Here is a 26,177-nt window from a genome sequence, read left to right on the forward strand (position 1 = left end):
GGCGTCCGCCTCGTCGTCCGCGCGGAGGTTGGGGGGGGCCAGTTCCCTGGGGGGGCGCCGGGCCGGCGCGGGTGCAGCGGGGGCGGTGTTGGCCGCCGCCGCACCGGCCTGTGGGAGGCCGGCTTGGTCAGTGCTGGTCATCTGTTACTCCGTAGACCCTGATCAATGAGGTGTCCTGCCCGGGGAAGGGCACGGCGTGCAGTCGGACCCCGGTCGCCGGGAGGGAGTCCAGGCCGGTCAGGCCCGTGAGGGCGGGCAGGCCTGCGGCGGCGAGCGCCGCCGCCACCGGCCCGTTGCCCTCGCGGCTGTCGGTGGCGACGAGGAGTGCGCCCTGCTCGGCGAGCAGGTCCACGGCGTCCTCGGTGAGGTACGGGCCGGCCGCGCGGCCGCTCTGCACGACGACGGCGTGCCCCGCGAGGTCGAAGGGCGCCAGCGCCAGCCGGTCGGCGACGGGCTGTCCGGCTCCGAGGAGCCGGACCAGGACCACGGGAAGGTCCACCAGGCCGGCCAGGCCCGGTGCGGCGCCGCCCGGGCCCGTCGGCCAGGCGGCCCGGGTGGCGGGGCCGGTCAGGTCCGCCGTGGTGCGGACCGGTGCGGCCGAGCTGGTGTTGCGGGAGCCCTTGTGCGGCTCCTGGAGCAGCTCCCGGCGGGTGATCTTCGTACTGCCGACCATCAGCAGTCCGAGGTGGCGGACGATCAGTTCGCCCAGTTCCCCGTCGGCGATGTCGTCGCCGGGGATGTCCAGGCGGAACCCCTGCATCTGCAGGGCGCCTCCGTTGCTGAAGACGACCTCCGCGTCGAAGTCGACCCGCCACTCGCCGCCGCTGTTCGTTCCCGTGGCCATGTTCTGTGTCCTTAGTCTTGGCGGATCCACGGATCTGCGGATCCGCAGATCCGTGGATCCGTGGATCCTTGCTCTGCCGTGCCGAACCGGCTTCTCCGGCTCAGGCGCAGTCGATCAGAGCTTTCTCCAGGGCCGCCGCCATCTCGTGGATCTCCTCGTCGGTGATCACCAGTGGCGGGAGCAGCCGGAGCACGGCGCCGTGCCGGCCGCCGCTCTCCAGCAGCAGCCCGTGGTCCAGGCAGGCGCGCTTGATGCGCTTGGCCCGGGCCCCGTCGGCGGGCAGCGAACCGAGGTGGTCGGCCGGGCCCGCGGGGTCGACGATCTCGATGCCCCACATCAGCCCCCGGCCGCGGACCTGGCCGATCTCGGGGTGGCCGGCGGCCAGCCGGCCGAGCAGGGTGGCGATCACCTTGCCCTTGGCGGCGGCCTTCTCGATCAGTCCCTCGGACTCGGTGACCCGCATGGCGGCGAGTCCCGCGACCAGGGCGATCTGGTTGCCGCGGAAGGTGCCCGCGTGGGCTCCGGGCGTCCAGGCGTCGTACTTGCCGTGGTAGAGCAGGAGCGACAGCGGGAAGCCGCCGCCGGCCGCCTTGGACACCAGGACGGCGTCCGGTTCGATCCCGGACTCCTCGAAGGCCCACATGGTGCCGGTGCGTCCGAAGCCGGCCTGGATCTCGTCGAGGACCAGCGGGATGTCGAGCCGGGCGGTGATCTCCCGCAGTCCGCGCAGCCAGGCGGCCGGCGCCGGGATCACCCCGCCCTCGCCCTGGACCGCTTCGACGAAGACCGCGGCCGGCTTCGTGATGCCGCTCTCCGGGTCGGTGAGCAGCCGCTCGATGTAGGTGAGGCCGGCCCGGATGCCCGCTTCGCCGCCGATGCCGAAGGGGCAGCGGTAGTCGTAGGGGTAGGGGAGGTGGTGGACGTCCGGCATGAGGGAGGGCACGGACTCCTTGGCGCCCAGGTTGCCGGTGAGGGCGAGGGCGCCCGCGGTCATGCCGTGGTAGGCGCCGTGGAAGGAGATCACCGTCCGGCGGCCGGTGGCGATCTTGAACAGCTTGATCGCGGCTTCGGTGGCGTCGGTGCCCGCCGGTCCGCAGAACTGCGTCTTGAAGGTGTCCGCCATGGTTCCGGGCAGCTGCGCGTACAGCGCCCGGAGGTACTCGTACTTGGCGGGGGTGGTCAGGTCCAGTGCCTGCTGGACCTGACCGGAGGCGAGGTACTCCCCCACCTCGGCCAGCACGGCCGGGTGGTTGTGCCCCAGGGCGAGGGTGCCCGCCGCGGCGAGGCAGTCCAGGTACTCGCGGCCGTGCCCGTCGCGGATGCGTGCGCCGTGTCCTTCGGCGAGGAGCTTGCCGAAGGCGTTGGCGTAGGTCCGGGCGCCCGATTCGCGCGCCTCGACGAAGGTGTACATCTCGTCCGGCGTGAGGGTGGTCACGTCGTCACTCCTCTTCGATTGCCCAGGTGTGAGCGGGCGTCGGCGACCATGACCTGTCCGAGGGCGATCCCTCCGTCATTGGTCGGAACGAGCCGGTGGACATAGGTGTCGAACCCGTCGGCGGTCAGCCCGGTCAGACAGTTGAGCAGCAGGAACTCGTTGAGGAACACGCCTCCGGAGAGGGCGACCTGGTTGACGCCGGTCTCCTCCCGCAGGGCCTTGCAGCGCTCGCGCACCATGTCGACGACGGCCGTGTGGAACCGGCGGCTGATCCGGTCCACGGGCAGTCCGGCGGCGATGTCCGCGGCCATGGCCCGGACCACGGGACGCGGGTCCACCTCGGTCAGCCCGTCCGCCTCGTAGGACCCGAAGCGGTACGAGGCCTGCGGCTCGCGGGTGGAATCGCGGTCGAGCAGGCCCTCCAGCTCGATCGGGCCCTGGGCCTCGTACTCGGCCTTGGCGCAGACCCCGGCGAGGGCGGCGGCCCCGTCGAAGAGGCGGCCCATGCTGGAGGTGGGCGGGGAGTTGATCCCGCGGGCGGCCATCGTCGCGAAGACCTGGCGGCGCTGCGCGTCGAGGGCGGCGAGGGCGGGGAAGCCGGCGAGGGCCCGGTCCCCGTCCCCGTCGAAGGCGTCCAGGGCCAGTGCGTACCCGGTGCGGATGGGTTCGCGCACGGCCTGGTCGCCGCCGATCAGCGGGAGCCCGCGCATCCGGCCGACCCGGCGGTAGGCGGCGAAGTCCCCGAGGAGGAACTCCCCGCCCCACACCGTGCCGTCCTCGCCGTAGCCGAAGCCGTCGAAGATCACGCCGAGGGTGGTGCCGGTGACGTGGTTCTCCGCCATGCAGGAGGCCATGTGGGCGTGGTGGTGCTGGACTTCCACGGTGGGCAGCGCCGGGCCCGTGCCGTCGTCGTCCAGGGCCGCCCGGGTGGAGCGGAACTGCGGGTGCATGTCGTGCGCGGTGACCTCCGGCTTGAGCGCGTACAGCTGCGCCAGGTGCCGGGCGGTGCGGTGGTGCGCGGCGAAGGTCTCGTCGTTCTTGAGGTCGCCGATGTGCTGGCTGAGGAAGACCTGGGAGCCGTTGGTGAGGGCGACGGTCGTCTTCAGTTCGGCGCCGAGGGCGACCACGGGGACCACCTCGCGGCCGACGTCCACCGGGTAGGGGGCGTAGCCGCGGGCCCGCCGGATGAACTGGAGCAGCGGCTCGTCGAGTTCGGGGTGGTCGGAGAGGCGGACCACCGAGTCGTCGACGCGGATCTCGATGTCGCGGTCGTGGTAGAGGATCACGTCCGCGATCTCGAAGAGCTGCTCCAGGGCCTCCTCGTTGCGGTAGGCGATGGGGTAGCCGGAGATGTTGCCGCTGGTGGCGACGAGGGCTTCGAGGCCGGGCTCGTCCAGCAGCAGGTGGTGGTGGGGTGCCGAGGGCAGCATGATCCCCAGGTTGGGGTTGCGCGGGGCCACGGACTCCGGGAGGGAGCCCGCGCGCTTGCGGGCCAGCAGGATGGGCCGGGCCGGCGAGCGCAGGACGTCGATCTCCGCTTCGGAGAGCTCCACCAGGGCCTGCGCCGTGGTGAGGTCGCGGACCATCACCGCGAACGGCTTGGAGTCGCGCCGCTTGCGGCTGCGCAGCAGGGCCACGGCCTCGGCGTTCGTCGCGTCCACCACGAGGTGGAAGCCGCCGACGCTCTTCATGGCCGCGATGCCGCCGTCGGCCAGGACCCGGGCGGCCCGCAGGAGGGCCTCGTCCCCTTCGGCCGTGCCCCCCTCGCGGTCCTGGAGCAGCAGCCGGGGGCCGCAGTCCGGGCAGGCGTTGGGCTGCGCGTGGTAGCGCCGGTCCATCGGGTCCTCGTACTCGGCCTTGCAGTCCGCACACATGGTGAAGGTGGCCATGGTGGTCATCGGACGGTCGTAGGGCAGGTCCTGGATGATGGAGTACCGGGGCCCGCAGTTGGTGCAGTTGATGAAGGGGTAGCGGTGCCGGCGGTCCTTCGGGTCGCGAAGTTCCGCCTGGCAGTCGCCGCATACGTGGGTGTCCGCCGGGAGCAGCGCGGACCGGGCTCCGGTGTGCTCGCTGTGCACGATGGTGAACGGGCCCGCGGGCACGGTGCCGCGGTCCAGTCCCCGGGTCGGCCGGACCTCGTCCACCCGGGCGAGTTCGGGGGCGCGGCCGCTGAGGCCCGCCGCGAACTCCTCCAGGGCGGCGACCGGTCCGCACGCCTCCACCAGCACGCCTTCGGGGTCGTTGCGAACCCAGCCGGAGAGGCCGAGTTCACGGGCCAGCTTGTAGACGAACGGCCGGTAGCCGACGCCCTGGACCACGCCGGTGACGCGGATGCGCCACTCCTCGAAGGCGCTGTCGGCGCTGTCGGCGCCGATGACGCCGGTGACACCGATGACGCCGGTGACACCGATGACGCCGGTGGCACTGCCGGTCCCGTCGGGCCGTTCCGTGACGGTCTGCTGCTCGGTGCTGCTCATGGCGGTTTCCTCGGTCCCTTTCTCAGCAGAGCCGGGGGAGTTCGGCGCCGAGGAGTTCCTCCAGCTGCGTCTCGCGGCCGTCCGCGTCGCGCAGCAGCACCAGACCCTCGGTGTCCTCGGAGACCTCGCCGATGGTCACCGCGTCCTTGCCGTAGGGCTGGGAGCGCAGGGCCGCCAGTACCTCGGCCTCGGCGGCCGGGTCCACGAAGAGCGCCAGGCAGCCCTCGTTGGCGCAGTGCAGCGGGTTGATCCCGAGCATGTCGGCGGCCATGGCCGTCTCGTGCTGGATGGGCAGGTCGTCCTGGGTGACGCGGATGGTGCGGCCGAGCTTGCCGGCGTACTCGTGGAGCACGGCCGTCAGGCCGCCGCGGGTGACGTCGCGCATCGAGCGGACGGCGCCGGGCACCGTGTTCGACAGGACCGTGTCGACGAGCCCGTTGAGCGGGGCGCAGTCGCTGTCGACGCGCTGCTCGAAGCCGAGCCCCTCGCGGATGGAGAGCAGGTGCACGGTGTGGTTGCCGATGGGGCCGCTGAGGATCACCTTGTCGCCGGGGCGCACGTCGGTCATGGTGAGCGGCTCGCGCTCGAAGACCCCGACGCCCGCGGTGTTCAGGTAGATCTGGTCGGCCTCGCCCTTGCGGACCACCTTGGTGTCCCCGCCGACGATCTGTACGCCGGCCTCGCGGGCGGTGTCGCGGACCGACTCCAGGGCCTGGACCAGCTTGGCTATGGGGAGCCCGGTCTCCAGGATCATCCCGAGGGTGAGGTACTTGGGCCGGGCGCCGGCCACGGCCAGGTCGTTGACCGTGCCGCAGACCGCGATCTTCCCGATGTCCCCGTTGCCGAAGAACGGCGGGTCGACCACGAAGGAGTCGGTGGTCATCGCGATGCGGTCGCCCTCGATCTTGAGGATCGCGCTGTCCTCCATGATGCCGATGTAGACGTCGCCGAGGGTCGCGGCGATCACCTGGAGGAGGTCCTGGCTGAGCTTCGCGCCGGTGCCGTGGTCGAGGACGATGAATTCGGTGGGATCCACGCTCGTGGTCATGCCGGTTCCTTTCTGGAACGGGTCGTTGCGGGGAGGGGCGTGGTCACGGGGTCTTGATGTTCTTGCGGGGCAGCCCGCCCTCGGCGTCGAGGACCTTGATGACCTCGGTGGAGTCGCTGACCGTGGCGCAGTAGCCCTCCAGCCAGTCCAGGGCGCGCTGCTTGTCGTCCAGCCGGGCCGAGACGACGCAGTCGGAGGGGACCCAGATGTTGTAGCCGCGGAAGAAGGCGTCGGCGGCGGTGGTCTGGACGCATATCTGCGTCTGCATGCCGGTGATCAGCACGGTGTCCACGCCGAGGGCCTGGAGGCGCTCGTGCAGGTCGGTCTCGTAGAAGCCCGAGTCCTTGCTCTTCTCCATGACGACGTCCTCGGGGGCCAGGAAGGCCTCGATGATGTCGGCGCCGTGGGTGCCGCGCTGGACCGGGAGGTAGCCGTCGTAGCGCTCGGCGTTCGGGTCCTCCGGGTCGTTGACGAGCTGGAGGTGGAAGATGTGGTGGCCGCGGCTGCGCATCTCGTCGAGGAAGCCGGTGAAGTGGGGGGTCGCGGCCTCCACGGCGGCGACGCGCTCCGGGTTCTTCTCGACCAGTTCGTACTGGAGGTCGTTGGTCAGGACGGCGATCTTGGACATGGCTGTGCCCTTCGGTGAAGTGGTGTGGTCCCGGGGCCCGTTCCGGCGCACGTCGGCGTGCGCCCCGGCGGGCGGTGGGTGGGGTGAGGTGGTTCAGCGGGGTGAGCGGGGTCGCACCGGCCGGTCGGCCGCGAAGGGCCGTACCGCACGGGCGGGTCGGCCCGGGACGGCGTACGGCGTGCTCGGTGCGGGGGGCCTGCGCGGCCTCGGGGGCGGCGCGGCGGTGGGGAGGGGCGCGGGTGCGGGTGCGCGGGACGTACCTCGGGCGCGGTGCGCGTACGGCGTACTACGCCTGCGGCCTGCCGGTACGGAGGTCGGACGGAGGGGGAACGGTCAGCTCGCGACCGCGACGCGGTCGGATTCGAGCTCGTGCAGCCAGGTGCCGGTGGCCTCGAAGTGGTCCGTGATGTCGGCGAGCCGGGCGTGCATGTAGAAGCCGGTGACGGGGCGGCCGTCGGCGCGGGCGTAGTCGGGCAGCCGGCCGTATTCGCGGAAGCCCAGGCGCTGCCAGAGCACGGAGGGGCCGTCGTCGCGGACTTCGAGCGTGATGACGTCGCAGCCCATCTCGCCGACCTTGCGCAGGGCCTCGGCCCAGCCTTCGAGCAGGAACTGCCCGCGGTAGTCGGGGGCCACGACGCAGCGGCGCATTTCGACGATGTGGCGCCGGGCGGGCAGCGGGGCCCGGGCGAGCGTCACCATGCCGACGATGCGGCCTTCGTCGGTGCGGACGTGGAGGAGGTCGACGGCGCCCTTGCGCAGGTCGGCCTCGAAGGCCCGCATCAGGGGCAGGCCCTTCTCCAGTCCCACGGGTTCGTAGAAGCCGAGGGTCATCTCCTTGACCGCGACGGCGTCCATCAGTTCGATCATTTCGCGCATGTCCTGTTCGGACAGTTCGCGCGGCCATGAATAATGCATCGTCTTCCTTGGTGAGTAGACGGTGGAGCAGCCGGACCCCGGACATCGCGGCGCTGCCCCCGAGGGGGCGGCGCGGCACATCTGGAACGCAATGCCCGGGATCGCCGGACTGCGGGGGTGTCGGCCCTACCGCCCTTCGGCCTCGCGGCTCTTCAGGGCGTCGCCGGCAGGTGTGGGCCGGTCGGTCAGACCGAAACGGTGGCCTTCGTCTGCAGGTTGGTCTGTACGGCGGCGGCCGGTGCGGCCTGGGTCAGCAGCGAGGCGTCCGCGCCGGCACCGAGCACGGTGGCCGCGTAGACCTCGACGAAGTAGGACACGAACAGCGAGTTGATCTTGATGAGGTGCCCGACGAAGCGCTCCTCGTCGGCCTCGTCCTTGATGATGCGCATGATCAGGTTCCAGACCATGTCGACGTGGTCGTCGTCGTCGTCCAGGGCCAGGTGGGCGCGGGCGCCCTTGGTCTTGTCGGCGCCGACGTGCTGCTCCATGATGTCGAGCCAGTCGGGCTGGGTCTTGCCCGCGATGTACTCCAGGTAGAACCCGCTGATCATCGCGGCCAGCGGACCCTCCGTGGCCATCGTGTAGTAGAAGTACCCGTTGAGCAGCTCGGTGGCGAAGGTCGGACGGATCGCGTAGATCTCCTCGTCCGTCATGCCGACCTTGTGCAGGTCGCCGGCGAACATGCGGTCGTGGCGGCCCTCTTCCGCGCCGTACAGGCCCCACTCCTTGCAGAGCTGCGGGTCCCGGGTGGCCCAGTAGTTGGCGATGAGCGGGTCGACGGCACGCTTGAGGCCGATCCGGATCATCGTCTCGACGTTGTGCCGCTTGTACAGCTCGAGGTCGAACTTCTCCTTGTCGAGCATCCCGTCGGCGCCCGCGCTGCGCTCGTAGAAGTCCCGCTCGAACTTCAGCAGGAGCTCGTCGACGCGCTTGCGGAACTCAGGGCGCTGCAGGTTGGAGTACGTGTTGTACGACTTACTACGAGGCATCTCATCCCCAGCCGAGATCGTTGACTACCTGACCCGGACCAGTGGCGCCGGCGAGGTTCGCCGCACCACTCGTCGACGGGGCGAGGAAGACGGTCACGGCGAAAGTTGCCGCAATGGCGATGAGGAAACTCGCTATACGTGGCATGCTTGCCTGCCCCTCAAGATGTCTTGCGGTCCGGATCAGCTTCGGCATCATCCTGTCCGTTCGACGACATCCGGAGCCATCCCTTTCTGGGATCATGTTGCCGCTGGCGAAAACATGACAGGGGGATGAATTGAACTCAATCAGACAAGTCCATCCTTTTACAGTGCCCCGGCTCACCCACGCCGGGGACCGTCTCTACCGGTTCGTCACCCGAACACCGGGTACAACGTGCGAAACAGCGGCCCTGGCTCTGGACATGAGCGCCGCGCAGGTGCAGGAGGCGGCGGACGCGCTCGACGATCTGGGGCTGCTGAGCATGTGCCCCGTGACGGGCATCTACACCCCGTACCCCGTGGAGCACGCGCGCATCAAGGTCCTCAATCCGGCGCAGCACAGCCTGAACGAGACCCAGACCTTCATTGATCAACTGCGCGGCGAGTTAGACGAGTTGACGATGAGGACCGCCGACGTCCAGGACGACACCTCACTGGAGGTCGTACCGGGCCTGGGCGACGTGCGCAAACTCATCGCCGGGCTCGCGGACGGCAGCCGCACCGAGGTGCTCACCTCCCAGCCGGGCGGCGCCCGGGACGAGGAGGTGCTCGCCGAGAGCCTGGAGCGGACCGAACGCCTGCTGGGACGGGGGGTGCGCATGCGGACCCTCTACCAGCACACGGCCCGGTTCAGCCCGGCCACGGCGTCCTTCGTGGGGCGGGTGACACCGCTCGGCGCGGAAGTGTGCACGCTCGCCGGCGGTTTTCCGCGCTGCATCATCTTCGACAAGGAAGTGGCGATCATCCCGCTCGCCGACGGATCGCACGGGGCGGCGGTATCGAGAAATAGCCACCTTGTCTCGTTCCTGTCGGAGGCCTTCGAGAGGGCCTGGAGCGCGGCCGAGAAATTCACCTCGGAAAACGATCAATCGGCGCGGGCCGCGATTACCTCCGACATTCAGCAGACCATCGTTTCGCTGCTCATTCAGGGCGAATCGGACAACAGAATAGCCCACGTGGTCGGTATTTCTTTGCGCAATTGTCAACGTCACATTGCGAACATCATGAAGAGCATCGGCGCCCGCAACCGGCTCCACGCCGGATACCTGCTGGCGAAGGAGCCCTTCAACGGCGTCTGACCTGCCGGGAGCCGGAGCGGGCGGCGGCTAGCGGCCGCCCGCTGCCGGAAGCGGAACCTCCACGGCGGCGCCGGACACGGCCACCACCGGGGCATCGCCCCCGGCCTCGGGCGCGGCCACCAGCGCGGGCTCCGGCCCGTCCGCCGGCCGCGCCGCCACCGGCCGGGGCTTCGAGGGGACCAGCGAGGTCACCGCCACCCCGCCGACCAGCAGGACGGCCGCCACCCAGCGCAGCCCGCTCACTTGCTCCCCCAGCACCAGGGCCGCCGAGCTCATCCCGAAGACCGGTACCAGCAGCGAGAAGGGCGCCACCGAGGAGGCGGGATAGGTGCGCAGCAGGAACCCCCACGCCCCGAAGCCGAACACCGTGGTGATCCAGGCGAGGTACACGATGACCCCGACCCCGCTCCAGTCGAGCCCGCGCAGTGCCGCCAGGTCCCGCTCGGGGCCCTCGATCAGCAGCGACAGTCCGGCCAGCGGGAGCACCGGCACCACGCTCACCCACACCATGAAGTTGAGCGCGTCGGGCGGGGACGCCTTGCGGGTCAGCACGTTGGACACGCCCCAGCACGCGGCGGCCGCGATCACCATCGTGAAGCCCAGCACCGGCCCGGAGGCGCCCTCGTCGACGGCGGCCACGGCGATGCCCGTGAAGGCCACGGCCATGCCCGCGATCCGCAGCCGGCCCGGCCGCTCCTTGAGGACGACGGCCGCGAACACGGCCGTGAACACCGCCTGCGCCTGGAGCACCAGCGAGGACAGCCCGGCGGGCATCCCGTTGGCCATCCCGGAGAACAGCAGGCCGAACTTCGCGATGCCGAGGACCACCCCGACCGCGATGATCCACTTCCATGCCACCTTGGGCCGCCCGACGAAGAACACCGCCGGCAGGGCCGCGACCAGGAAGCGCAGGGCGGACAGCAGCAGCGGCGGGAACGATCCGAGCCCGAACTCGATGACGACGAAGTTGAAACCCCAGACCGCGGCTACGAGAACCGCGAGGGCGGTGTGAATGGGTCGCATGCTCCGAGCATCCGCTCCTCAACCATTTAGCACTAGCGCAGATGTCTTCAGGGTCGGATGTAGCGTTGCTTCATCCAGCCGTGCCAACCGCCCCCTAAGCTGCCTGGCATGCTCGACCTTTCCCGGCTCCGCGCCCTGCACGCCGTCTCCGTCCACGGCTCGGTCGGCGCCGCCGCGGCCGCCCTCGGGTACACCCCCTCCGCCGTCTCCCAGCAGATCGCCAAGCTGGAACGGGAGACCCGAACCACCCTGCTCGAACGCCACGGCCGCGGGGTCGCCCTCACCGAGGAGGCCAAACTGCTGGCCGCGACGGCCCAGCAGCTGATGGACATCTCGGAGCAGGCCGAGACCGCGCTGGAGGAGTCCCGCGGCCAGCCCGTCGGCCGGCTGCGGGTCGCCGCCTTCGCCTCGGCCGCCCGCGGCCTGCTCCCCGGGGTCCTCGCGGACCTGGCCCACCGTCACCCGGCGCTGGAAGTACGGCTCACGGAGATCAACCCGCACCTGTCGATGGACCTGGTCTCGCGCGGGGTCACCGACCTGGCGGTCACCCACGACTGGGACATCGCCCCGCTGCCCGCCCCCGAGGGCGTGGAGCAGGCGGTGATCGGGGACGACCGCTGCGACCTGGTGGTGCCCGCCGGGCACCCCTTCACCTCCCGCGAGGTCATCCACCGCTCCGACCTGGGCGGTCAGCGCTGGGTGTGCCAGCCGCCCGGCCGGGTCTGCCACGACTGGCTCGTACGGACCCTGCGCACGGCCGGGTTCGAGCCCGACATCACGCACGTCGCCGAGGAGAACCACACCATCGTCTCGCTGGTCGCCGCCGGGCTCGGGGTGGCCGTCGTACCGCGGCTGGGCACCGGGACGCTGCCGCCCGGCGCGGTGGCCGTACCGCTGGAGCCGGGCCCCGTACGCCGGTTGTACGCCCTGTGGCGGACCGGGGCCGCCCGGCGGCCCGCGATCACCGAGGCCGTACGGACCCTGCGCGAACACTGGCCCCGGGTCGCCCCCCGTCCGGGGGACTCCGCGAGTGTCCCCCGCCCCGAAGGCCCCGCCCCGCAGTAGCGTCCGGCGCGTGCCGAACCACGCCTCCCGCCGGACCCTGCTCACCGTGGCCGCCGTCGCCGCCGTCACCGCCGCGGGGGCCGCGTCCGCCGCGGTGGGCTCCGCCCGGGAGCCGGCCGGACCGGCCCCCGACGACTCCCGGCCGGGCGACCGCCCGCCGGGGCGCTCCGCCGCCCCCCGGGTCCGGCCGCGCGAGACGGTGGAGCGGATGGGCCTGGCCCAACTGGTCGGGCAGCTCTTCGTGTCGCGGGTGTACGGGCACGCGGCGACCGCGCCCGACGCCGAGGACGCGGCGCTCAACCAGCAGGCGTTCGGGGTGCGCACCCCCGCCGAGCTGGTCGCCCGCTACCACCTCGGCGGAATCGTCTACTTCGGCTGGGCGCACAACACCCGCTCCCCGCGCCAGATCGCCGAGCTGTCGGCCGGGCTCCAGCGGGCGGCCACGGCCCCCGTGGACGGGGTCGCGGGCGTCCCGCTGCTGCTCTCCATCGACCAGGAGCACGGCGCAGTGGCCCGCGTGGGCCGGCCCGCGACCCTGCTCCCCGGGGCCATGGCGCTGGGAGCCCTGGCCCAGGGGGCCGGCGGTTCCACCGCCGAGGCCCGCCGGGCCGCGCGCATCGCGGGCGCCGAGCTGGCCGCCATGGGCATCCGGCACAACTACGCCCCGGTGGCCGACGTCAACGTGGATCCCGCCAACCCGGTCATCGGCGTACGGTCCTTCGGCGCCGACCCGCAGGCGGTGGCGGCCCTGGTCGCGGCCCAGGTCCGCGGCTACCAGGGGGCCGGGGTGGCCGCCACGGCGAAGCACTTCCCGGGGCACGGGGACACCGGCACGGACAGCCACGTGGGGCTGCCGCTGATGACCCACACCCGGGAGCGGTGGGAGGAGCTGGACGAGCCGCCGTTCCGGGCGGCCGTGGAGGCGGGCGTCGACGTGGTGATGACGGCGCACATCGTCTTCCCCGCGCTCGACCCCTCGGGTGATCCGGCGACCCTCTCGCGGCCGATCGTCACCGGGATCCTGCGCGAACGCCTCGGCTTCCGCGGGGTGGTGGTGACCGACGCCCTCGACATGGCCGGGGTCCGCCAGAAGTACGGGGACGACCGGGTCCCGGTGCTGGCCCTGAAGGCGGGCTGCGACCAGCTGCTGAACCCGCCGGACCTGGGGCTGGCCGTCCGCAGCGTGCTGGCGGCCGTGGAGTCGGGCGAGCTGACCCGGGCCCGGATCGAGGAGTCGGTGCTGCGGATCCTGGAACTGAAGGCCCGCCGGGGCCTGTTCGACGCGGCGGCGCGGGACGCGACGAGCACGGACCCGGCCCGGGCGATGGACGCGGTGGACGCGACGGTCGGCACCCCCGCCCACCTGGCGGCCGCCGGGGAGATCGCGGACCGTACGACGACCCTGCTGGCCAATCCGGTGGGGCTGCTGCCGCTGGATCCGGCGGACCGGCCGCTGCTCCTGGTCACCGGGGCCGACCCGCTCTCCCCCACGGGTACGACGGGACCCCCCACCGCGGTACTGGCCCGGGAGCTGTCCGCGCTGGGCTGCCGGGCCACGGCCCTGCCGCCCGGCCGCGCGGTGGCGGCCGCCCCCGGCAACGCGGCCGTGCTGGTGTGCACGTACAACGTCCCCGAGGGCGAGAGCCCGCAGCGCGAGCTGGTCACGGGGCTGCTGGCCACCGGGGTGCCGGTGGTCCTGGTCGCGATCCGCAATCCCTACGACCCGGCCCGGCTGCCGGCCTGCGCGGCCGAACTGGCCACGTACACCTGGTCGGACGCGGAGCTGCGGGCGGCGGCCCGGGTGCTCACCGGGACCGTACGGCCCACCGGGCGGCTGCCCGTCCCGGTGCCGGGCCGCTACCCGCTGGGCCACGGGCTGGCGTACGGGTAGTCCCCGCAGCCCTCCCGCGGCCCACTGCCGGGTCCTCCTGCGGAGCTACGGGCGCAGCATCGGCTCGCGCTCGATGTCGCGCTGGTCGAGCTGCGCGTCCGGCTTCGCCAGCGGCGCGGCCTTCGCTGCGGCGCCGGGCGCGGCGGCCGGGGCCACTCCGGCCCACTTGAGGATCTTCTCGGTGGCCAGCGCCTTCTCGGCGTCCATCAGCTTGGCGACGTTGGCCCCGTGGTTGGCGCCCGGAGCGGTCATCACGTAGCTGTCGCGGGCCCCGTAGCCGAGGTGGAACGGTTCGGCACCCCACGGGTCGTTCTGTCCGTAGACGAAGAGCATCTGGTTCGCGTTGTTCTTCACCCAGGTGTCCACGTCCCGCATCGCGGCCGGCTGGAAGGTCATCGGGATGTCGCGGGGCACGAAGCTGCGCGGCGGCTGGTAGCCGTAGCGGCTCAGGTTGCCCAGGTGGGGCTGCTTGATGTCGGGGGAACCGAGCTGGGTGCCCGCCTGGTAGTAGTACGGGGTGTACGTCTCCAGGCCCTGGTCGGCGTAGGCCGAGAAGCCGGAGATCGTGTCGATGGTGTCCCAGATCTCCTGGTCGGTCGCGGTGGCCGCGGCCGGGATGGTGGCGCAGTCGGCGAGCAGGCTGTACTGCCAGAAGGCCCACACGTAGTCGAGCACGACGGCCTCGTAGGCCTTGTCGAGGTTGCCGACGGTGGTGAAGGTCCAGCCGTTCTCGGCGGCGGCGGCCGCGTACTTGGCCTCCAGCGGCGCGCGGCGCACGAGCGCCTCGCGCTGCACCGCGTTCAGCCTGTCGCGGCACTCCTTGGTGCCGACCTTGGCGAAGAACCGGTCGTAGGCCGAGTCCTCCTTGTTCACCACGTCGTTGGGGGCGACGTACGCGACGACGCCGTCCATGTCGCGCGGGTAGAAGCGCTCGAAGTAGGTGGCGGTCATGCCGCCCTTGCTGCCGCCCGTGGCGAGCCAGTTCTTCTTGTAGACCTTCTTCAGGGCGGTGAAGATGCGGTGCTGGTCACTGGCGGCCTGCCAGATGTCCAGGTTCGCCCAGTTGGCGGGGTCGGGGCGGGACGGGGTGAAGAATCGGTACTCCAGCGACACCTGGTTGCCGTCGACTATGGTCGTCGGCTCGCTGCGGCGCGGGCTGGTGTTCACGTTGTAGCCGGAGGTGAAGAACACCGTGGGCCGCGTGACGTCCTTGTGCAGCAGGGTCAGGCGCTGCTTGAAGGTGCCCTTCCACGGAGCGCGGTGGTCGACCGGCTGCTCGTAGTTCAGGACGAAGAAGCGGTAGCCGGGGTACGGCTTCTCCTCGATCAGGCTCATCCCGGGGATCGCGAGGATCCGGTCCTTGATGTCTTCCGTGGCGGCCTTGGCATCCGTGGCGGTGGCATCCGTGACGGCGGACGGTTCCGCGGCGGTGGCCGCTTGCGCCGTGGTGCCGGCCGCACCCACGGTGCCGATCAGCACCGCGAGCGACAGCAGCCATCCGAGCTTCTTGCGCATTCACACTCCCCATGAGTTCACATCGGTCGCCGTGAACCTAGCCGGGGGAACACGCGGCTGAACAGACCTAGTTGGGCCGCTCCATCAGCAAAGGATCCAGCCGGAATCGACGGATCCGGCGCCCACGCTCCCCTTTACATACACGCAGCGATTGATCGCATGCGCGACGACGGGCCCGGCATAACGGGTGAACTGCCCCGCATCGCGCACCGGGAAGCCGCCGCGCGGCTGGATGCTCACCGACATCGCCCGCCGCTGACCGGGCTCCCGGGCGACCGCCACCGCGCAGACCCGGTCGCGGGTCTTGTAGACGCGCACCTCCCCCGTGGAGAACGGCAGGGTCCGCACCAGACTCCCGGCGCACCCGCCGGTCGCCGCCTCGGCCGGCTGCGCGGCCAGCAGTCCGGCCGCGGCCAGCCACAGCGTCATGGTGGCCACCCCGGCACAGGCGGCCCACCGCCTCCGCGGGTTCCGCGGGTTTCGCGCCTTCAACACCCTGTCCCCATCCGTCGTACGTACAACGTGCGTACGTTCGTACGACGCCGGACCACCCCGAATGGTTGCTCGGAACAAGAACTCAGCCCGTGCGACCCGCCGAACCCTCCGGGCCCCTCCCGCACGCCGCCGCGTGGTCGAAGACCGCCTCCCGCGGCCGGACCAGGGTGGCGACGGCGATCGACTGGAGGTGGGTGGTGCGCACGGCGGGCAGGTTGGCCTCGCCGAAGATCCCGCCCGTGGCTCCCGTGCCGCCGTTGTACGGGACCGAGGGCAGGCAGCCGATGTGCGAGTCGTTGACCTTCAGCATGCCGCCGTTGACCACCTCCTCGCAGAACCGCCCGACGACCTGCTCGTCCTGGGCCCACAGGGAGTTACGCAGGCCGTAGCGGTTGGCGTTGAGGAAGCCGATGGCCTCCTCCAGCCGGAAGGGCTCCTCGGGCACGACCACGCACAGCAGCGGGAAGAAGGTCTCCTCGCGGAAGGCGTGCAGCCGGGCGGCCGTGGCCAGCCCGTCCACCCGGACGACGGCGGGGCGGATGAAGGGTCCGGCCGCCGAGGGCTCGTCGTCCACGTCGACGAACTCCCCGCCGCACAGCAGCTCCCCGCCGGCCGCCAGCACCTCGCCGAGGAACTCGGTGAACTCCGCCCGCTTGACCACCGGGCTCAGTACCGTGCGCGGATCCTCCGGCGGCCCGGGCCGGATCTCCCGCACCTGCTCCATCAGCTCCTTCAGCAGCCGGTCGGCCACCTCCGGGTGGACGATGGCGAACTTCGGGGTCATGCAGATCTGCCCGGAGCCGTAGTACCGCTCGCACAGGGCCCGCGCGGCGAGGTCGGCCTCGGCGTCGCGCCACACCAGCACCCCGTCGTTGCCGGACAGTTCGAGTACGGGCTTCTTTCCCGCGGCCACGCACTCCCGCTCCAGCTTGAGGCCCTGCTCGGAACCGCCGAAGAAGACGAGGTCGTCGCAGTCGGGGCTGTCCAGCCACTGGCGCACCACGGCGCGGGCGTGCGTGCAGAGCACGTTCAGGGTGCCGGGCGGGGCGCCGAGCCGCTCCAGGAGGGGGGCCACGATCTCCCGGTAGACGAAGCTGACGCCCAGCGGCGCGGTGGGCGGGGCGTTGACGACCAGGCTGTTGCCCGCGGCCAGCGCCATCGCCCCGTAGAAGGAGTTGGAGGTCGGGGCGTTGCGCGGCGGGCTCAGGCACACCACCCCGTCCGGCTTGCGGACCATGCGGGTGCGCCGGCCGGCGGAGGTGCGCTCGGGTTCCCGCAGCCGCGCGGCGAAGTCGGCGACGGAGTCGGGGTGGAAGGAGGCGGTGACGGAGTCCAGCTCCCAGGCGGCCAGCCGTACGGGGTGGCCCTCGGCGACCAGCAGCCCGGTCAGCTCCTCGCGCCGCCCGACGACGGCCCGGTGGATGCCGTGCAGCAGCTCCATCCGGTCCGCGAGCGGGACGGCCGCCCAGCCCGGCTGGGCGGCGCGGGCGGCGGCCAGGGCCCGCAGGCCCTGCTCGGGGGCGGACATCGCGACGCGGCCGGCCAGCAGCCGGTCGTCGTACGGCAGGTCCTCGCCGCGCTCCAGCCGGGCCTTGAGCCCGAGCACCGCGAAGGGCTCGCGCAGGAGTTGACCCACCCGTGGCCAGTAGACCCACCGGGTGCCCTGCTCCTCGACGCCGTTGACCCATACCTCGTAAGAGTGCATCCACAACTTCCTAGCGGGATAACGGGAGTTCGTGATCACGCAGGAGATTACGCTAGGTGAACGCGCAACCCCGCACCGTAGCCGTGAAAGGCACTTGAAATGACGAACGACCTGCTCGACCGCAAGCTGGACCGTGCCTTCGCCCACCTGGACTCCAACGCGGACCAGGTGATCGACGAGAAGGACATCATCGACCTCGGTTCCCGCCTGCTGTCGGCCCTCAGCGAGCCGGCGACCTCCCCCAAGGGGACCGCGGTGATGGGCGGGCTGGTCGACTTCTGGCAGGACCTGTTCACCGAGCTGGACGTGGACCGGGACGGCAAGGTCACGACCGAGGAGTACAAGACGGGCATGACCCGCCTGTACGCGCAGGGCGGGCCCGCCTACGACCGCTCCTTCCGCCCGATGGTGCAGGCGATCCTCACGATCGTCGACACCGACGGCGACGGGCGGATCAGCCCGGAGGAGTTCCACGCGGCCCAGCTCGCCTTCGACACCGAGCTGAACCGCGAGGACACGGACGCGCTGTTCACCCGGATCGACGCGGACCACGACGGGTTCCTGTCCGTGGACGAACTCCTCGCCGCGGTACGGGAGTACTACACCGGCACGGAGGAGGACGCCCCCGGGAACCTGCTCTTCGGCGAGCTCTAGGGCCTGTCGCGGCACGGCCGGGGAGCCGGCTCCTGTCAAGCCACGGGATGTCGGGCCGTGACACCGCACGGGTGGCGGGGCGTACTGGGAGGGACCCCATCCGCCTCGCCCACCAGAGGAGAACCGTCATGAACCACGCCTCCAGGAAGCCGCGACTCGTCCTGTTCGCCGCCTCGGCGGCCATCGTCGCGGGCGGCGTGCTCGCGCCGGCGACCGCGCTCGCCGCCACCCCCGCGACCTCGCACGCGGTCAGGGCGGACGGCGACACCGGCAGCGACTCCACCCTCCTGCTCCACACCGGCCCCGACTCCCTGATCGGCAGGGACAGCGGGCCCGAGAGCCCCGTCTTCCGTGCTCCCGAGCATCCGCAATGGCAGTGCTTCGCCGCCCCCTGCGGTCCTCCCGGCGGGGCGGTCGAAGAGGTGTGGCCGTTCCACCCCCACCCGAGGGAGTAGGGCCCGCCCTGCACGCCACATGGCACACGGCACACGAAAACCGGCGCCCCGGATGTTCCGGGGCGCCGGTCTGCGTGCTGCTCCGCCGGTGCTACGCCGCGGCGGCCGGCTCCTCCTCGCCCGCGAAGGTGCGCCACAGCTCGGCGTACCGGCCGCCGCGCGCCAGCAGTTCGGCGTGGGTGCCGTCCTCCGCGACCCGGCCGCGGTCCATGACCACGACCCGGTCGGCGCGCGCGGCGGTGGTCAGCCGGTGCGCCACGACCAGGGTGGTGCGCTTGCCCGCGAGCCGGTCGGTGGCCTGGTTGACCAGGGCCTCGGTGGCCAGGTCCAGGGCGGCGGTGGCCTCGTCGAGGAGCAGGACGTCGGGGTCGACGAGCTCGGCGCGGGCCAGCGCGATCAGCTGGCGCTGGCCGGCCGAGAGGTTGCGGCCGCGCTCGGTGACGGTGTGCAGGTAGCCGCCGTCCAGGGTGGCGATCATGGCGTGGGCGCCGACCGCGTGCGCGGCGGCCTCCACCTCGGAGTCGCTCGCCCCGGGCCGCCCGTAGGCGATGGCGTCGCGGACCGTCCCCGGGAAGAGGTACGGCTCCTGGGGGACGACGCCGAGGCGGTGGCGGTAGCCGGTCAGGTCCAGCTCGCGCAGGTCCACCCCGTCGGCGGTGACCCGGCCGGAGGTCGGATCGTAGAACCGGGCCACCATCTTGACCAGCGTGGACTTGCCGGCTCCGGTCTCGCCGACGAAGGCGACGGTCTGCCCGGCGGGGATGCGCAGGCTGATCCCGGTGAGCGCCGGTTCCTTCGCCCCGCGCTCCTCGGCCGTGCCGTACGAGAAGTCGACCGCTTCGAAGGCGATCTCGCCGCGCAGCTCGGGGACCGGGCGGGGGTCGGCGGGGCGGGGGGTGCTGGTGGGTTCGCGCAGCAGGCCCTGGATCCGGCCGAGGGAGACGGTGGCCTGCTGGTAGCCGTCGAAGACCTGGGAGAGCTGCTGGACCGGGGCGAAGAACAGGTCGATGTAGAGCAGGTAGGCGACCAGCGCGCCCGTGGTGAGCGTGCCCGCCTCCACCCGGCCCGCGCCGACGATCAGCACGGCGGCGGCCGCCCCGGAGGACAGCAGCTGGACGAAGGGGAAGTAGACGGAGATCAGCCACTGGCCGCGGACCCGGGCCTCGCGGTACGAGTCGCTGCGCTCGGCGAACCGGACGGCGCCGGCGCGCTGGCGGCGGAAGGCCTGCACGATGCGCAGTCCGGCCACCGACTCCTGGAGGTCGGCGTTGACCAGTCCGACCCGGTCGCGGGCGAGCTCGTAGGCGGCCACGGACCTCCGGCGGAAGAAGACGGTGCCGATGATCAGCAGGGGCAGCGTGGCGAAGACGATCAGCGCCAGCTCCACGTCCAGGACGAGCAGGGCGACCAGGATGCCGAAGAAGGTGAGGACGGAGACGACGGCGGTGACGAGCCCGGTCTGCAGGAAGCTGGACAGGGCGTCCACGTCGGTGGTCATCCGGGTCATGATCTTGCCGGTCAGCTCGCGCTCGTAGTAGTCGAGGCCGAGGCGCTGGAGCTGGGCGAAGATCTTGACGCGCAGGGCGTAGAGCACGCGTTCGCCGGTGCGGCCGGTCATCCGGGTCTCGGCGAACTGCGCAGCCCACTGGGCCAGGACCACGCCGAGCGCGAGGAGGGAAGCCGCCCAGACCGCGCCGAGGGCGGCGGCTTCGACGCCCTGGTCGATGCCGTGCCGGATCAGGATCGGCAGGAGCAGTCCGGAGCCGGCGTCGAGGGCGACGAGGCCGAGGGATATCGCGAGCGGGGCCCAGAAGCCGCGCAGCAGGCGGCCCAGGTTGTAGCTGTCCTCGGCGGACGCGGCGCGGGTCTCGTCCACGTCGGGGGTGTCGTCGGCGGGCGGCAGCGCGGCCACCTGCGCGAGCAGCTCGGGGGTGGCGGACATCCCCGCGGGGGCGGTGGTCCTCTCGTCCTCCTCCTCCTGACGCTGCCAGAGCTCGGGGGTGATCCCGCCGGCCACCCGGCGCTTGGCGTTGACCGGCTCGGAGTCGATCTCGGCCTCGAACTCGATGTCCCGCTCGATGTCGCGCTCGAACTCCTCCATGGGAGGCGCCTCGGGCGTCCGCGGGGAGCCGGCGCCCAGCGCGTCCGGGTCGGTGAGCAGCCGCCGGTACAGGGCGGAGCGGCGCTCCAGCTCCTCGTGCGTACCGACGTCGGAGAGCCGCCCGCGGTCCAGTACGGCGATCCGGTCGGCGAGGGCGAGCGTGGAGCGGCGGTGGGCGATGAGCAGGGTGGTGCGGCCGGCCATGACGGCGCGCAGCGCCTCGTGGATCTCGTGCTCGACGCGGGCGTCGACGGCGGAGGTGGCGTCGTCGAGGAGCAGCAGGCGGGGGTCGGTGAGGATGGCGCGGGCGAGCGCGATGCGCTGGCGCTGGCCGCCGGAGAGGGTCAGGCCCTGCTCGCCGACCGTGGTGTCGTACCCGGCGGGGAGCGCCTCGATGAACCCTTCGGCCTGGGCGGCGCGGGCGGCGGACCGGATCTGGTCCTCGGTGGCGGCGGGGTGGCCGTAGGCGATGTTGGCGCGGATGGTGTCGGAGAAGAGGAAGGAGTCCTCGGGCACGAGCCCGATGGCGTCGCGCAGGGAGTCGTAGGTCAGCTCGCGCACGTCGTGGCCGCCGACGCGGACGGCGCCGCGGTCGGCGTCGTAGAAGCGCGGCAGCAGCAGCGACACGGTGGACTTCCCGCTGCCCGAGGACCCGACGAGGGCGACGGTCTCCCCCTCGGCGATCGACAGGGCGAACCCGTCGAGCACGGGCCGCCCGGGGTCGTACCCGAACCGCACGTCGTCGAACTCGACGGTGGCGGGCGCGTCCGCGGGGAGTTCCTTCGTGCCCTCCTGGATCACCGGCTCGGTGTCGATGAGCTCGAAGACGCGCTCCACGCCGGCGCGGGCCTGCTGGCCGACGGTGAGCACCATGGCGAGCATCCGGACGGGGCCGACGAGCTGGGCGAGGTAGGTGGAGAAGGCGACGAAGGTGCCGAGGGTGACCTGCCCCTTGGTGGCCATCCAGCCGCCGAGGGCCAGCATGGCGACCTGGCCGAGGGCGGGTACGGCCTGCAGGGCGGGGGTGTAGCGGGAGTTCAGCCGGATCCCGCGCATCCGCCCGGCGAACAGCCGGCGGCCGGCCTCGCGGAGCTTGCCGGTCTCCTGCTCCTCCTGGCCGAAGCCCTTGACGACGCGGACGCCGGTGACGGCCCCGTCGACGACGCCGGCGACGGCGGCGGCCTGGCTCTGGGCGTACCAGGTGGCGGGGAAGAGCTTCTTGCGGCTGCGCTTGGCGATGAACCAGAGGGCGGGGGCCATGAGCAGCGCGACCACGGTCAGCAGCGGCGAGAGCCACAGCATGATGCCGAGGGATATCCCGAAGAGCAGGAAGTTGCCGATGGTCATGGGCAGCATGAAGAGCAGCCCTTGGATCAGCTGGAGGTCGGTGGTGGCCCGCCCCACGACCTGCCCGGTGGACAGCTCGTCCTGGCGCCGGCCGTCGAGCCGGGCGATGGTGGCGTACATGTCGGTGCGCAGGTCGTGCTGCACGTCGAGGGCGAGCCGGCCGCCGTAGTACCTGCGGATGTAGGTCAGCACGTACACGAGGACGGCGGCGCCTATGAGCATCAGGGCCCAGGGCGTCATGGGCTTGCTCTGGTCGCCTATGACGTCGTCGAGGATCACCTTGGTGACGAGCGGTACGAGCGCCATGACGGCCATGCCGCCGAGCGAGGACCCGAGGGCCAGCAGCACATTGGTCTTGTACCGCCAGGTGTAGGCGGCGAGCCGCCTGCCCCACCCCTGCGTGCTTCCAGCCGCCGTTTCCGCCGTCGCCGTAGCCACGTACTGCCTCCCCGTTCGTCCTGCCCTGCCGCAAGCGCCAACGCTCCGACCGGCGGATTTCATCCCGCCGCAACAATTCGAACTGGGTTGCGCGGCTTCCGCGCGCGGTGCTGGGCCTACGGGGGCGTACGGGTCCCACGGGGGGTGCGACTCGTACTCCCGTGCGCGGGCGGGCCGGTACCCGCCCGCGCCGGGGTCAGGACTTGCGGGACGGCGAGGGGGAGGGCGAGGGCAGCGGCAGCACCTTCACCGCGGGCGGCCGCTCCAGCGGCTTGTTCGTGCAGCCGAGGGCCTGGGTGACGCGCCGGGCCATGAGATAGGTGAACGTGGTCTGCCGGTCCCGGTCCGCCTGGGTCATGTTCGCCCGGGGGGCACGGATCCCGAAGGAGCCCTCCACCGACAGCAGGGGCATGTCGGCCGGGCTGCTGAGGTCGCCCGGCAGGTCGCAGCGCACGCGCAGCAGCGTCGTGGTGTCGTCCGTCATGCCGGTCGCCCCGTTCGCCTCGAAGGGCAGGCTGCCCTCCGGGATGCGCTCCCGGGGGTCCACCGGCTGCCAGCGGACCTGCAACTGCACGCGGCCGGCGTCCTTCCCCTGCTCGGGGACGTACCCGCACATCAGCCACGGCGAGGTCGCACCGACGTTCACCACGGTCCGCAGGTCCGCCTTGAGCATGTCCACCATGTGCGCGGTGGTGGTGTTGATCCGGGTGTCGAAGCCGGCGGATTTGGTGATCTCCCGCAGGAGGTCCCGTTCCTTCGACGGATCGGCGATCGTGCAGGGGTGGGCGGCGGGGGGCTCGGACTCCTTCGCGGCGGAACACCCGGCCGCCGCCACCACGCAGACGAGGGCGAGCACGGACCGCTTGGCCGCGGCCGGTACGGCGGTCACCGGCCGGCCCCCGGCTTCACCACGGGGAGCTGCGCCGGCGTCGTACTCGCACGGCCGAGGGCTTCGGTGACGCGGCGGGTCATCAGGTAGGTCAACGTCGTCCTTCTGTCCTTGGTGAAGCCGGCGTTCCGGTGAAGAGGTTCGACGCCCAACCTAACCCCGGTCCGCGCGAACCCCGGACGTGGGTCGGGGCCTCAGACGTGGGTGGGGGCGAACATCTTCAGCTCTGCCGGAAGCAGCACCAGCGAAGGGCCCGGAGTCTTCAGGGCCTTCGCCAGGTCCTCGCGGAGGGATTCCGGGGTGGTCGCGGTCGCCGGGACGTCGAAGGCGGCCGCCAGGGCCACGAAGTCGGGGCGGGTCAGGGCCGTACCCGTCTCGCAGCCATACTCGCGCAGGATGCCGTAGCCGCCGTCGTCCACGATCAGCCAGGTGACGTCCAGGCCGTGCTGGCGGGCGGTGGCCAGGTCGGCGATCGAGTACATGGCGCCGCCGTCGCCGGAGACCGCGAGCACCGGGGTGCCCGGCTCGGCCACGGCCGCGCCGAGGGCCGCCGGGAAGGCGTAGCCGAGGCCGCCCGCGCCCTGCGCCGAGTGCATGGTGTTGGGGTGCTTGGCGTCGAAGGCCGACCAGGCCCAGTAGGACAGGATCGTCATGTCCCAGAAGGACGGGGAGCGGGGCGGGAGGGCCTGGCGGATCGAGGTCAGGAGCTGCTGCTCCAGCGTCAGGTCCTGGGAGGCCAGCCGGGCCGCGATGTCGGCGAGGAGCAGGCGGACGCGCTCGGGGGCCTGCGGGTCGGGGCGCTCGTCGACCGTTTCGAGGAGTGCCTGCAGGGCGAGGCGGGCGTCCGCGTGGATGCCGAGGCCCGCGTGGTTGGACTCCAGCTTGCCGAGGTCCGCCTCGATCTGGACGACCCGGCCCTCCGGGAAGAACGTGTGGTAGTTCGAGGACAGTTCGCCCAGGCCCGAGCCGACCACCAGCAGGACGTCGGCGTCCTCCAGGAAGTCCGTCATGTGACGGTCCTCCAGCCAGGACTGGAGGGAGAGCGGGTGGGTCCAGGGGAAGGCCCCCTTGCCGCCGAAGGTGGTGACGACGGGGGCGTTCAGGCGTTCCGCGAGCTGCTTCAGCTTGCCCGCCGCGTCCGAGCGGATCACCCCGCCGCCCGCGATGATCACCGGACGCTCGGCGTTCTCCAGCCAGTGCGCGGCCAGCGCGGTCAGCTCGGGGCGCGGGGCCAGTTCGTGCGGGGTCGCGTCCATGCCCGTGACCTGCGGGATCACGGTTTCCGCGCGCACCACGTCCTCCGGGATCTCCACCCACACCGGCCCGTGCGGGGCGGTCAGCGCCGATTCCCAGGCCTCGGCGATCACCGACGGGATCTGGGAGGGGGTCCGGGCCGTGTGCACGGACTTGACCACGTCCCGGAAGGAGGCCGACTGGTCGCGCAGCTCGTGCAGGTGGCCGCGCCGGCCGCCGCCCAGGCCCGGGGTCGGGACCTGCGAGGAGATCGCCAGGACGGGCGCGGACGCCGCCGCCGCCTCGGCCAGGGCGGGGAGCGCCATGAGCGCGCCCGGCCCCGTGGACAGCAGGAGCGGGGCCGCCTCGCCGGTCATCCGGCCGTACGCGTCGGCGGCGAACCCGGCGTTGTTCTCCGTACGCAGGCCCACGAGGCGCAGGTCCGAGCGGCCGACCGCGTCGAACAGGCCCAGCGCGTGCTGGCCGGGCAGGCCGAAGACGGTGGTCGCCCCGAGCGAGCGCAGCGTCTCCACGACCAGGTCCCCGCCCGTACGCCCCGGCGGTGGCGCGAGCGCGGCCGCCTTCTGTGCTTCGGTGGGACGGAGTACCAGGTCGTGGTCGTGCGTCACGTGCGCTTGCTCGCCCTTCGGGTTCGCCGCCCCCGCCCGCGCGCCGCGCCTACTTGGCGCCGCGTGCCGCGGAGATCTGGCGGCTCATGATCGTGGTCAGTTCGTACGCGGTGTGCGAGGCCGCGACGGAGGTGATCTCCGCGTGATCGTACGCCGGGGCGACCTCGACGACGTCCGCCGAGACCAGGTTGCAGGAGGAAAGTCCGCGGATGATCTCCAGCAGTTCGCGGGAGGTCATGCCGCCCGCCTCCGGGGTGCCCGTACCGGGCGCGTGCGCGGGGTCGAGCACGTCGATGTCGATGGAGATGTACAGCGGACGGTCGCCGATGCGCTGGCGGAGCTGGTCCGCGACCTCGTCGGCGCCGCGCCGGTAGACGTCGGCCGAGGTGACGATGCCGAAGCCCATCTTGGCGTCGTCGTCCAGGTCCTGCTTGCCGTACAGCGGGCCGCGCGTGCCCACGTGGGACAGGGCCTCGGTGTCGAGGATGCCCTCCTCGACGGCGCGGCGGAACGGGGTGCCGTGCGTGTACTCGGCGCCGAAGTAGGTGTCCCAGGTGTCCAGGTGGGCGTCGAAGTGGAGCAGCGCGACCGGGCCGTGCTTCTTCGCGACCGAGCGGAGCAGGGGCAGGGCGATGGTGTGGTCGCCGCCGAGGGTCATCAGGCGGGAGCCGTTGCCGATCAGCTCGTCGGCGGCGGCCTCGATGGTGTCGACGGCCTCGTTGATGTTGAACGGGTTCGCCGCGATGTCGCCGGCGTCGGCGACCTGGGCGAGCGCGAACGGGGAGGCGTCCTGCGCCGGGTTGTACGGGCGCAGCAGGCGGGAGGCCTCGCGGATGGCGTTGCCGCCGAAGCGGGCGCCGGGGCGGTACGAGACCCCGGAGTCGAAGGGCACGCCGACGACGGCCACGTCGGCCTTGCCACCGACCTCGTCGAGGCGGGGCAGCCGGGCGAAGGTCGCCGGGCCCGCGTAGCGCGGGATGCGGGAGGAGTCGACGGGGCCGCGCGGCTGCGTGCTCATGAGGGGCCTTCCGGGGAGGTGTGTGCGGTGCGGTCCTTCGAGCGTAAACGGACACCCCGGACGGGCGAAGTGTACGTTTCATCCATCCGGCCCCACCGATGTGTAC

Annotated in this window: 20 protein-coding genes; 5 read left to right on the plus strand and 15 right to left on the minus strand. The window is 72.0% G+C overall.

The window, feature by feature from the left end; all coding sequences use genetic code 11:
• Positions 1 to 127 precede the first annotated feature (127 nt).
• From ACFWNV_RS04565 to ACFWNV_RS04595, 7 genes are all read right to left on the minus strand, one after another.
• Complete coding sequence (locus tag ACFWNV_RS04565; protein WP_383940393.1) at positions 128 to 844, minus strand: hypothetical protein; 717 nt, start codon at positions 842 to 844, stop codon at positions 128 to 130.
• Positions 845 to 944: 100 nt separating this feature from the next.
• Complete coding sequence (locus ACFWNV_RS04570) at positions 945 to 2,279, minus strand: diaminobutyrate--2-oxoglutarate transaminase family protein (protein ID WP_383940396.1); 1,335 nt, start codon at positions 2,277 to 2,279, stop codon at positions 945 to 947.
• Positions 2,276 to 4,756 carry a carbamoyltransferase HypF gene (gene hypF, locus ACFWNV_RS04575; RefSeq protein ID WP_383940399.1) on the minus strand — a complete coding sequence of 827 codons (2,481 nt, stop codon included), beginning with the start codon at positions 4,754 to 4,756 and terminating at the stop codon, positions 2,276 to 2,278. Before hypF ends, ACFWNV_RS04570 begins: the two co-directional genes overlap by 4 nt.
• Positions 4,757 to 4,778: 22 nt before the next feature.
• Entirely contained in the window at positions 4,779 to 5,804 is a 1,026-nt protein-coding gene (gene hypE / locus ACFWNV_RS04580; protein ID WP_383940402.1) for a hydrogenase expression/formation protein HypE, read from the minus strand.
• Positions 5,805 to 5,847: 43 nt separating this feature from the next.
• Positions 5,848 to 6,432 carry a cysteine hydrolase family protein gene (locus ACFWNV_RS04585; RefSeq protein WP_383940405.1) on the minus strand — a complete coding sequence of 195 codons (585 nt, stop codon included), beginning with the start codon at positions 6,430 to 6,432 and terminating at the stop codon, positions 5,848 to 5,850.
• A 333-nt stretch (positions 6,433 to 6,765) separates the two neighbouring features.
• Entirely contained in the window at positions 6,766 to 7,347 is a 582-nt protein-coding gene (locus ACFWNV_RS04590; RefSeq protein ID WP_383940407.1) for a GNAT family N-acetyltransferase, read from the minus strand.
• Between the two features lie 185 nt (positions 7,348 to 7,532).
• Positions 7,533 to 8,336: a hypothetical protein gene (locus tag ACFWNV_RS04595; protein WP_383940410.1), complete on the minus strand. Its 804-nt coding sequence runs from the start codon at positions 8,334 to 8,336 to the stop codon at positions 7,533 to 7,535.
• Between the two features lie 401 nt (positions 8,337 to 8,737).
• Between ACFWNV_RS04595 and ACFWNV_RS04600 the strand changes: the two genes are divergently transcribed.
• Positions 8,738 to 9,613 carry a helix-turn-helix transcriptional regulator gene (locus ACFWNV_RS04600; RefSeq protein ID WP_383940413.1) on the plus strand — a complete coding sequence of 292 codons (876 nt, stop codon included), beginning with the start codon at positions 8,738 to 8,740 and terminating at the stop codon, positions 9,611 to 9,613.
• A 27-nt stretch (positions 9,614 to 9,640) separates the two neighbouring features.
• Here ACFWNV_RS04600 and ACFWNV_RS04605 read toward each other — a convergent pair whose 3' ends face one another.
• Positions 9,641 to 10,636 (minus strand): EamA family transporter, encoded by a 996-nt coding sequence (locus ACFWNV_RS04605; RefSeq protein ID WP_383940415.1) that lies wholly within the window; start codon positions 10,634 to 10,636, stop codon positions 9,641 to 9,643.
• Between the two features lie 108 nt (positions 10,637 to 10,744).
• On the opposite strand from ACFWNV_RS04605, the gene ACFWNV_RS04610 reads away from it, so the two are divergent.
• Positions 10,745 to 11,701, plus strand: coding sequence for a LysR family transcriptional regulator (locus ACFWNV_RS04610; protein ID WP_383940418.1), 957 nt, complete (start codon positions 10,745 to 10,747; stop codon positions 11,699 to 11,701).
• Between the two features lie 10 nt (positions 11,702 to 11,711).
• Positions 11,712 to 13,592, plus strand: coding sequence for a glycoside hydrolase family 3 protein (locus ACFWNV_RS04615; RefSeq protein ID WP_383940421.1), 1,881 nt, complete (start codon positions 11,712 to 11,714; stop codon positions 13,590 to 13,592).
• A gap of 45 nt (positions 13,593 to 13,637) precedes the next feature.
• Here ACFWNV_RS04615 and ACFWNV_RS04620 read toward each other — a convergent pair whose 3' ends face one another.
• The 3 genes from ACFWNV_RS04620 to ACFWNV_RS04630 all read right to left on the minus strand — a co-directional run bounded on the left by ACFWNV_RS04620 (position 13,638) and on the right by ACFWNV_RS04630 (position 17,307).
• Positions 13,638 to 15,107: a S28 family serine protease gene (locus ACFWNV_RS04620; RefSeq protein ID WP_383940423.1), complete on the minus strand. Its 1,470-nt coding sequence runs from the start codon at positions 15,105 to 15,107 to the stop codon at positions 13,638 to 13,640.
• An 84-nt stretch (positions 15,108 to 15,191) separates the two neighbouring features.
• Positions 15,192 to 15,536, minus strand: a complete 345-nt coding sequence (locus ACFWNV_RS04625) for a hypothetical protein (protein ID WP_383940426.1) — start codon at positions 15,534 to 15,536, stop codon at positions 15,192 to 15,194.
• A 148-nt stretch (positions 15,537 to 15,684) separates the two neighbouring features.
• Positions 15,685 to 17,307: an aldehyde dehydrogenase family protein gene (locus ACFWNV_RS04630; protein ID WP_383940429.1), complete on the minus strand. Its 1,623-nt coding sequence runs from the start codon at positions 17,305 to 17,307 to the stop codon at positions 15,685 to 15,687.
• Between the two features lie 99 nt (positions 17,308 to 17,406).
• Between ACFWNV_RS04630 and ACFWNV_RS04635 the strand changes: the two genes are divergently transcribed.
• Entirely contained in the window at positions 17,407 to 17,961 is a 555-nt protein-coding gene (locus tag ACFWNV_RS04635; protein ID WP_383940432.1) for an EF-hand domain-containing protein, read from the plus strand.
• Between the two features lie 128 nt (positions 17,962 to 18,089).
• On the plus strand, positions 18,090 to 18,416 hold the full coding sequence (locus ACFWNV_RS04640; protein ID WP_383940435.1) for a hypothetical protein: 327 nt from the start codon (positions 18,090 to 18,092) through the stop codon (positions 18,414 to 18,416).
• Positions 18,417 to 18,507: 91 nt separating this feature from the next.
• Here the strand turns inward: ACFWNV_RS04640 and ACFWNV_RS04645 are convergent, their stop codons facing one another.
• From ACFWNV_RS04645 to speB, 4 genes are all read right to left on the minus strand, one after another.
• The gene (locus ACFWNV_RS04645) at positions 18,508 to 22,302 is read right to left on the minus strand and encodes an ABC transporter ATP-binding protein (RefSeq protein ID WP_383940438.1); all 3,795 of its coding nucleotides are present in this window, start codon (positions 22,300 to 22,302) and stop codon (positions 18,508 to 18,510) included.
• A 196-nt stretch (positions 22,303 to 22,498) separates the two neighbouring features.
• Complete coding sequence (locus ACFWNV_RS04650; protein WP_383940441.1) at positions 22,499 to 23,191, minus strand: hypothetical protein; 693 nt, start codon at positions 23,189 to 23,191, stop codon at positions 22,499 to 22,501.
• 194 nt (positions 23,192 to 23,385) lie between these two features.
• Positions 23,386 to 25,053 carry a thiamine pyrophosphate-binding protein gene (locus tag ACFWNV_RS04655; protein ID WP_383940443.1) on the minus strand — a complete coding sequence of 556 codons (1,668 nt, stop codon included), beginning with the start codon at positions 25,051 to 25,053 and terminating at the stop codon, positions 23,386 to 23,388.
• 49 nt (positions 25,054 to 25,102) lie between these two features.
• Positions 25,103 to 26,071 carry an agmatinase gene (gene speB, locus ACFWNV_RS04660; RefSeq protein ID WP_327306617.1) on the minus strand — a complete coding sequence of 323 codons (969 nt, stop codon included), beginning with the start codon at positions 26,069 to 26,071 and terminating at the stop codon, positions 25,103 to 25,105.
• Positions 26,072 to 26,177 lie beyond the last annotated feature (106 nt).

This window comes from Streptomyces sp. NPDC058401, assembly GCF_042722885.1.
In the GTDB taxonomy this organism is placed as follows: Bacteria; Actinomycetota; Actinomycetes; order Streptomycetales; family Streptomycetaceae; genus Streptomyces.

Coding starts and splice junctions, on each gene's coding strand:
- ACFWNV_RS04565 (WP_383940393.1), bottom strand. CDS start 844: ATGGCCACGGGAACGAACAGCGGCGGCGAGTGGCGGGTCGACTTCGAC.
- hypF (WP_383940399.1), bottom strand. CDS start 4,756: ATGAGCAGCACCGAGCAGCAGACCGTCACGGAACGGCCCGACGGGACC.
- hypE (WP_383940402.1), bottom strand. CDS start 5,804: ATGACCACGAGCGTGGATCCCACCGAATTCATCGTCCTCGACCACGGC.
- ACFWNV_RS04585 (WP_383940405.1), bottom strand. CDS start 6,432: ATGTCCAAGATCGCCGTCCTGACCAACGACCTCCAGTACGAACTGGTC.
- ACFWNV_RS04590 (WP_383940407.1), bottom strand. CDS start 7,347: ATGCATTATTCATGGCCGCGCGAACTGTCCGAACAGGACATGCGCGAA.
- ACFWNV_RS04595 (WP_383940410.1), bottom strand. CDS start 8,336: ATGCCTCGTAGTAAGTCGTACAACACGTACTCCAACCTGCAGCGCCCT.
- ACFWNV_RS04600 (WP_383940413.1), top strand. CDS start 8,738: ATGAGCGCCGCGCAGGTGCAGGAGGCGGCGGACGCGCTCGACGATCTG.
- ACFWNV_RS04605 (WP_383940415.1), bottom strand. CDS start 10,636: ATGCGACCCATTCACACCGCCCTCGCGGTTCTCGTAGCCGCGGTCTGG.
- ACFWNV_RS04610 (WP_383940418.1), top strand. CDS start 10,745: ATGCTCGACCTTTCCCGGCTCCGCGCCCTGCACGCCGTCTCCGTCCAC.
- ACFWNV_RS04620 (WP_383940423.1), bottom strand. CDS start 15,107: ATGCGCAAGAAGCTCGGATGGCTGCTGTCGCTCGCGGTGCTGATCGGC.
- ACFWNV_RS04625 (WP_383940426.1), bottom strand. CDS start 15,536: ATGACGCTGTGGCTGGCCGCGGCCGGACTGCTGGCCGCGCAGCCGGCC.
- ACFWNV_RS04630 (WP_383940429.1), bottom strand. CDS start 17,307: ATGCACTCTTACGAGGTATGGGTCAACGGCGTCGAGGAGCAGGGCACC.
- ACFWNV_RS04635 (WP_383940432.1), top strand. CDS start 17,407: ATGACGAACGACCTGCTCGACCGCAAGCTGGACCGTGCCTTCGCCCAC.
- ACFWNV_RS04640 (WP_383940435.1), top strand. CDS start 18,090: ATGAACCACGCCTCCAGGAAGCCGCGACTCGTCCTGTTCGCCGCCTCG.
- speB (WP_327306617.1), bottom strand. CDS start 26,071: ATGAGCACGCAGCCGCGCGGCCCCGTCGACTCCTCCCGCATCCCGCGC.